Raw genomic sequence first — 6598 nt, 5'->3', positions numbered from 1 at the left:
GCCACGCTGACCTCCAGATACATTACACACACCCGACCCAAAGACACAAAACCCCAGGTCGACAGACGTGAATCAACGTCCCATCTGTTCAAAAGAGTTGTTAACCAGAAGCTGCCAGTCCTCTCCTTTGATGAAACCCAAGAAGAGCTACAGCTACTGTCCACGAAGTCTTCGGTGATAATCCTCGAAGGCTTCTCTGGAAGAATGTATTCGCTCCTTTCGCTGACTGTCCGTGGTTTTCCTGACAATGACTTCACGGTCGTAAAAATTCCGCTGGAATTCATCCTCCAGTCCGACCATGTCGGAAAGGCCACCGATGAAGGCATCATATTCACGGATAACGATTTCGTTTTGCCTATCTTCAACGGTGTAGAACACATTTGGGTTTTCAACCGTCAATCGGCCTGGCGTGCTCTGCGGGCTCACCCGCCGAGAAGCAACCTCACCCTGAAAATCGTGGGCTTGTTCGGAGCCCGTTTCTGACGCACGCTGAGACTTCTTCGAGAAACGCGCGATAATCCGACCCACCAACGAGCCTCCCCGTCCAGCACGGTTTTCATGTCTTGGACTCATCGCTACCACCTTTGCTTCGGCTTCTACGCTCCCTTTAAAACAACTAAGGCTCCAAGCTGACCAGGAGCAGATGATTCTGAAATCATCAATCCCCTAGCCTGCCCGGAGCCTTAGCCCAGCTACCTAAAAAGAATCAAGCTGCATAAACACCAATTAATCGAGAGATCAGCAGCGCGCCTACACAAAGACCAACCAGCACTTACACGAACTTCACACCAGCAAAGTTCTTCTTGCCGCGGCGCAGTACAATCCACTTGCCATGCAGCAGGTCCTCAGCAGAAGGCTCCCACGCTTCGTCCTCGATGCGCTGGTTATTGGCGTATGCGCCACCTTCCTTAATGGTGCGGCGTGCTTCACCCTTCGACTTGGCAAGACCCGCAGCAACAAGAAGGTCGACGACAGTACGCGGCTCACCTTCTGCAATCTCCGCAACCTCAGTCTCCGAGACGGCACCTGCCAGGGTGGCCTCGTCCAGCTCGGTCAGCTCAGCACGCCCAAACAGGGCCTGCGCTGCCAGCTCAACTGCCTTGGTGGCCTCTTCGCCGTGAACCAGGTTGGTCATCTCCTGAGCCAGACGACGCTGTGCCTCACGCTTGAACGGGCGCTCCGCAACAGCGACCTCGTACTCAGCAATCTCTTCCTGAGTCAGGAAGGTGAACCAACGCAGGTAGTCAATAACAACCGAGTCACCAGCGTTGAGGAAGTACTGGTACCAGGAGTACGGCGAGGTCTTTTCAGCATCCAGCCACAGCTTGCCGCCACCGGTAGACTTACCGAACTTCTGACCCTGCGCATCGGTCACCAGCGGCACGGTCAGGCCGTGCACCTTGGCGCCGTCGATACGCCTGTTCAAATCGACACCAGAGACGATGTTGCCCCACTGATCACCGCCGCCAATCTGCAGCACGCAATCGTAGTTGCGGCGCAGCTGCACGTAGTCGTTGGACTGCAGCAGCATGTAGGAAAACTCGGTGTAGGAGATACCGTCGGACTCGAGGCGACGCTTCACAGTGTCGCGATCGAGCATGGTGTTGAGGGAGAAGTTCTTGCCGACATCGCGAAGGAAGTCAATGACGGACATGTTCATAGTCCAGTCCGCATTATTGACCATCGTCGCCGGGGCCTCGCCCTCAAAGTCAATGAAACGACGCAGCTGGCCCTTGATAGCCTCCAGGTTGTGCTCAATGGCGTCCTGGCTAAGCATCGAACGCTCACCGACATCACGCGGATCGCCGATGAAGCCCGTAGCACCGCCTGCCAGTGCAATTGGGTGGTGACCGGCCAGCTGGAAACGACGCAGCATAATCATCGGAACCAGGTGGCCCGCGTGCAGCGAATCGCCCGTTGGGTCAAAACCACAATACAGAGTAATGGGGCTTTCGCACGCCTCGCGCAGCGCGTCAACATCGGTGGACTGATTAATCAGGCCACGCCACTGTAGTTCGTCGATAATGTTCTGTTCAGTCACGTCCCCTATCGTAACGTTTCGCTTGCCGACGTTCACCGCGAGGGTGACCTAGAACTCCTCAACCGCCTTCTTGTGGCGCCGATAGGCTGAGACGGAATCGTCCGGAAGCCACAGCCGCCAAGGCCGATTCGCCGCTCGCCGAACGCCCACACGCGGGCCTGCGTGGATGTCTTTGTCTAGCTCGACGTTCACTGGCTGCGCCACGAACACGCGTGACGACGGATCCAGCGCATCTGCCCCATAGTCATTTAAGTCAAGGCCAAGCGCCTGACCAACATTGCCCGGACCACGTCCGAGACCCGCAACCGCAGGTTTTTCACCGCGGCGACGGCGCACCGCATCCATGCCCTGCTCAATGCGTACGGAGCGGACTAATACTCCCCCGCCCGTGCCGTCCGTAGCGCTGGTGATGTTGGCACAAAAGTGAATGCCATAGGAGCGGTAGATATACCAATGTCCCGCCGGGCCAAACATGGCGCGATTGCGTGCGGTTGACCCCATGAAGCAGTGCGCGGCCGGGTCGGGATAGCGCTGGTCAACTGGGCCACCATAGGCCTCGACCTCCGTGATGGTGGCGATAACATGCTCAGCGGGGATGACAATTACGCAGCCGAGCAGTGTCTTCGCAGCCTCAATGGGAGCTCCCGACAGCACAGTGCGGTCGAGGGCGCTGTAGCCGTCGGGAAGCGGGAAAGGCAATTACTTGTCCCAGGCGATAGCTTCGTCGGTAAGCATGACCGGAATGCCTTCGTCGATGCGGTAGGCGATCTTCAGGCGAGGATTGACCAGCACCTGCTCATCTTCGAGGTATTCAAGCGGCCCCTTGTCACGCGGGCAAGCGAGGATATCAAGGAGTTTCGGATCAAGGCTCATAGTCCACTACCTTACCGAACTGAATTGCCAGGGTGTCACGCTGACCTTCCAAAGCAATCAGGTTGTCCTGACCGATTGCATCCTGGATCTTCTGAACCGCGGAATGCAGCAGGTCGATGGATTCCCGAGCCGGATTCTCGGCTTTGTGACGCAATCGCTCCGGGACCGCGAGGTAGGAGTTGACTGTCTGCGGCAAGTACTCCTGGATAATGCCGCCGATGACTACCTTCTGCTCGGGATAATCTTTGAGATACTTCCACTCGCTCAGGACGGATTCCAGCGTCGCACCCAGGTCATTTGCGGCGTTGCCAAGAGCTTCGCCAGGCTGGGCATCGAAAAGCCTGCCCAATGTCCGGTGAAGATTCCTACGCAGCTCAGATGGATTGAGCGGGCGACGCTGTGGGACCTCAGGCTTCGGCGCCGAACTAACGGACTTCTGCGCCCCTTTGCTCTGCCTCGGCAACAGCGCAACAGATGCTCCCCACGCCGCAATCGCAACAACCGGCCACAGGAAACCAAGCCCCACGGTCAGGTGCAGCAGCACGACGGCGATGGCAAGGATGAGCCCGACAATGTTGGCGGGACTGTTGAGAAAGCCACCGCCAGAAGAAGTGCCGGAGGAAGTGCCGGAGGATTTACTGGTAGCCACGAATCTCCTTGAACACATCAGCAAGCTCGGTCTCACGGGATTCAAAAACCTTACCACCGGTCAGATTCGCAAGTTCCTGCATTTCTCCCGGATCTGCCTCGCCATAACGGATGACGAATACCGGCGGCAGATTCCCGCCCTTGGACTGGTAGAAATCGCGGAATTCCGCAAAGCTCTTGCCCGACGTCACCTGACCATCGGTCAACACCACGATAGACGGGATGGAGTTCTTATCCGAGCTGCCGAGAAGGTCGAAGGCTTGAATCAGTGCGTCGTAAAGCGCCGTCTCGCCCTCTGCGTACAGGCCATCGACGGCGGCGGTGAGCTGCGCGCGCGATTCCGGACCGTCGATTGTCGTGGTCGTGGGCGCGCCGACGGTCGTACTGAACGGCAGAATCGTCGCGATCTCGCGGTTTCGCAACCCCACGCTTCCCGTTTCGGTGCGTGCACTGCCGTCGACGATTGCGCGCATTGTCGCCTGTAGATCAGCGATGCGCTCCCCGAACATTGAACCGGAGGTGTCGAGAACAAAGACCGACTCTCCGGGGACACGCAGGTCATTGTCGTACGCCTCAATGAGACGATCCGTGACTGCGCGATCACCCGGGAACGGCAGCTCGATAATAACGCTGTTGGTCATGCTTTCCGGCAGGTTGGCGTCATCGGAGACCGGGCGCAGGAAGTGGTCGGCGAGAACCTGCGAGTTTGCTTCCAGCCACTGTCCGAGTGCCTCCGTCTGCCGCGCGGCGAGATCATTAGCGGGCTGTGCTAGTGGCGTCAGCGGGTAATCCGCACTGATGACACCGTCGCTCGGAACAACAACTTCCAGGTCAGCGCCCTCTTTATTCATCTGCTGCAACACAGCTTCATAGTTGATGAGCGCATCGACGGAGTCCGACTCATCCAGGAACTTGTCACGCAGCCACCCCGACGAACCCGAGGTCATCTTCTGCCCCTCGAAGAACTTCTGCAGTTCAGGCGTGGTGCGGTTGATATCCCCCGTAGTCAGCGCCAATCCGGTGTCGGCGAACGCGGTCGCAACCGACACCACGCCCGAGAAGCCCGAGTTCGATTCCGCGGGGTTGGTCATGCCGTAGGTCAATTTGCCTGACGACGCAGCCTCCGCGATCTCAGCCCACGTCGGCTGCTTGGTATCCCAACCGAGCTCCCGAGCCTTCGCCGAATGGATACCAAAGGCTACCGGCGAGGTGGCGACTTTCTTGGCTTCGCCCAGCTTGTCAGCCCCACCGAGCAGATCAACGTACCGGTTGGTAGCAAACCAAGTGGCGTCAAATTGGTTGTCGAATTCGCCTGCGACAAGCGCGTGGCTGTTCTTCACGGTGCCGTCGAGAAGCTCAAGGTTAATAGTGAAACCGAGGTCGTCGGAGGCCTTTTGCATCAGTGGCTGGAGCTCTGCAAGCTCCGTGGCCCCGGCGATGCGCATAGTCGAGCCCTTGAGATCAGAATCGACGTTGATCTTGTTCGTCTTGTCATCGTCTGAGCCCAGCGGCAGGTTCAGGCCACCGTCGGAGCAGGCCGCGACAGCGAAGATGCCGAGCACACCGACGAGGCCAAGAAGCATTTTGCGGAGGGCAGTTGGTGCCTTATACATGTTCATTCGGCTTTACCCCTCTTCCGTTTCCGGCCTCGGAGGGCTCTGGTATCCACGGGAAACACCCTCAATGAGCTGCTCGAGGATGTCGAAACTCGGCGGATCAATGGAGTCCACAAAATCGGTGGAGACCTCCTGGCCCGTCTTCAACTGCGTCTGGAATTCCTCCATCGCCTCAGGCTGGCTGGAGCGGTAACCGTGCTTGGCCGCCAGCTTCTGAAGCTCAGGGTCTTCGGCGAGGAGCCGTGCGACCGCAGCTCCATTGTCGTTAAAGCCCAGCGCCACGTGAGTACTCAGAATCGTCGGAGATGGATACGCCAGGCGCATTTCCGGCTTCAACCGGCTGTTCGGGGCGCTGTTCTCCCCCAGGAATTGCGACTCGTAGACCATCACCATTGGCTTTGAACCGACACCCTGCGAGAGGTAGTCCGAAAATGGCCCAGCTGATGAGGATTCCGTGTACCCCTGGCCGGTGAACAGCGGGGTGAGCTCCGGCAAGACCGCATTGACCTGCCCATTGTCAGACACAATCCGGCCTTCATTGGTAATCCAAGACATGAGCGACAAGTACATTGCGGCCGAGTTCGACGAACGAATGTCCGTCGTGGACATCTGCACCGTGCGCGGCGACGGATAATCGTTCTCCGCGAAGTCACGCCAGCGGACATTGTCGTGCTGCATCGTGGCCAGGGCTGCCATATCTACCTGCCACGTAGTGCCCTGTTGGCGAGCAACATTTTCCCGCGCCAATGCCTGCAAGATGTTGTCGAAAGTAGCGATCGCCATCGGTGTGTAGAAGACGTCGTATCGCTCAGCGCCGCTCATCTTCTCGGCAATTTTCTCCGCTGCCGGTGCCGACGACGGAAACGCCAAGTCGAAGGAATCCAGATCCACATCCGTGGCCATCCGACGCGAACCCGCCGTCTTTACTTCCACCGTATAGCCGTGAGAGGCAAGAGCCTTCTGGACCTCTTCGTCTTCGAAGAAGGGCTTCTTCTCAGAGCCAACAATCGCCTTGACGACGGTCATTTCACCACCGAAGAAATCACGGTTTCCTCCGGAGCTGCCACCAGAAAAACCTGGAATACTACCGCCGCGACCGACATAGACTGCAACAGCCGCGATGACAATCAAAATGACTGCAAGAATTGCCCCCGGGCCCATGCACCCTTTCTTGCTACCACTCTGATTTTTATTTTTATCTCGTGAGCTGCGATTTCCACCGCTCGACCGCGTACTTTCCGCCATGAAATTATGGTAAGAGACCCGGCCAAACCTGGCAACAGATATAGAAATAATCAGTAATCTGCGTCACTTCGGGGGGGCACCCTGGTATTACGGGTTTACTGTCGGCGGCGGGTCAATCCGAGTTACTGACTACGTTTATGACAAAAATGGCCCGAAAAATGGCCGGTAGGGTCAG

General features: G+C 57.7%; 7 protein-coding genes. 1 reads left to right on the top strand and 6 read right to left on the bottom strand.

All coding sequences use genetic code 11. The features are described from left to right. Nucleotides 1–483: hypothetical protein (locus tag HMPREF2857_RS11245; protein WP_210384777.1), on the top strand; the 483-nt coding region annotated here is incomplete at its 5' end. 289 nt (nucleotides 484–772) lie between these two features. Here HMPREF2857_RS11245 and tyrS read toward each other — a convergent pair. The 6 genes from tyrS to HMPREF2857_RS06535 are packed head-to-tail and all read right to left on the bottom strand — an operon-like array spanning nucleotide 773 to nucleotide 6339. Further along, a complete protein-coding gene (tyrS, locus tag HMPREF2857_RS06560) occupies nucleotides 773–2041 on the bottom strand; it encodes a tyrosine--tRNA ligase (protein WP_210384776.1) in 1269 nt (422 codons plus the stop codon). A gap of 48 nt (nucleotides 2042–2089) precedes the next feature. Beyond that, entirely contained in the window at nucleotides 2090–2740 is a 651-nt protein-coding gene (locus HMPREF2857_RS06555; protein WP_070643232.1) for a DNA-3-methyladenine glycosylase, read from the bottom strand. Then, nucleotides 2741–2914 carry a Trm112 family protein gene (locus HMPREF2857_RS06550; RefSeq protein ID WP_048732226.1) on the bottom strand — a complete coding sequence of 58 codons (174 nt, stop codon included), beginning with the start codon at nucleotides 2912–2914 and terminating at the stop codon, nucleotides 2741–2743. Then, a complete protein-coding gene (locus HMPREF2857_RS06545; protein WP_070643230.1) occupies nucleotides 2904–3563 on the bottom strand; it encodes a hypothetical protein in 660 nt (219 codons plus the stop codon). The genes HMPREF2857_RS06550 and HMPREF2857_RS06545 overlap by 11 nt, the downstream gene beginning before the upstream one ends. Continuing rightward, nucleotides 3550–5181: a VWA domain-containing protein gene (locus HMPREF2857_RS06540; protein ID WP_070643228.1), complete on the bottom strand. Its 1632-nt coding sequence runs from the start codon at nucleotides 5179–5181 to the stop codon at nucleotides 3550–3552. Before HMPREF2857_RS06540 ends, HMPREF2857_RS06545 begins: the two co-directional genes overlap by 14 nt. 6 nt (nucleotides 5182–5187) lie before the next feature. Further along, nucleotides 5188–6339: a hypothetical protein gene (locus HMPREF2857_RS06535; RefSeq protein WP_070643227.1), complete on the bottom strand. Its 1152-nt coding sequence runs from the start codon at nucleotides 6337–6339 to the stop codon at nucleotides 5188–5190. Between the last annotated feature and the right edge of the window lie 259 nt (nucleotides 6340–6598).

It is taken from the genome of Corynebacterium sp. HMSC076C10, assembly GCF_001812455.1.
GTDB classification, from domain to species: domain Bacteria; phylum Actinomycetota; class Actinomycetes; order Mycobacteriales; family Mycobacteriaceae; genus Corynebacterium; species Corynebacterium jeikeium_D.
The sequence above is the reverse complement of the archived record's forward strand: the minus strand, read 5'-3'. Positions and strand labels throughout refer to the sequence as shown.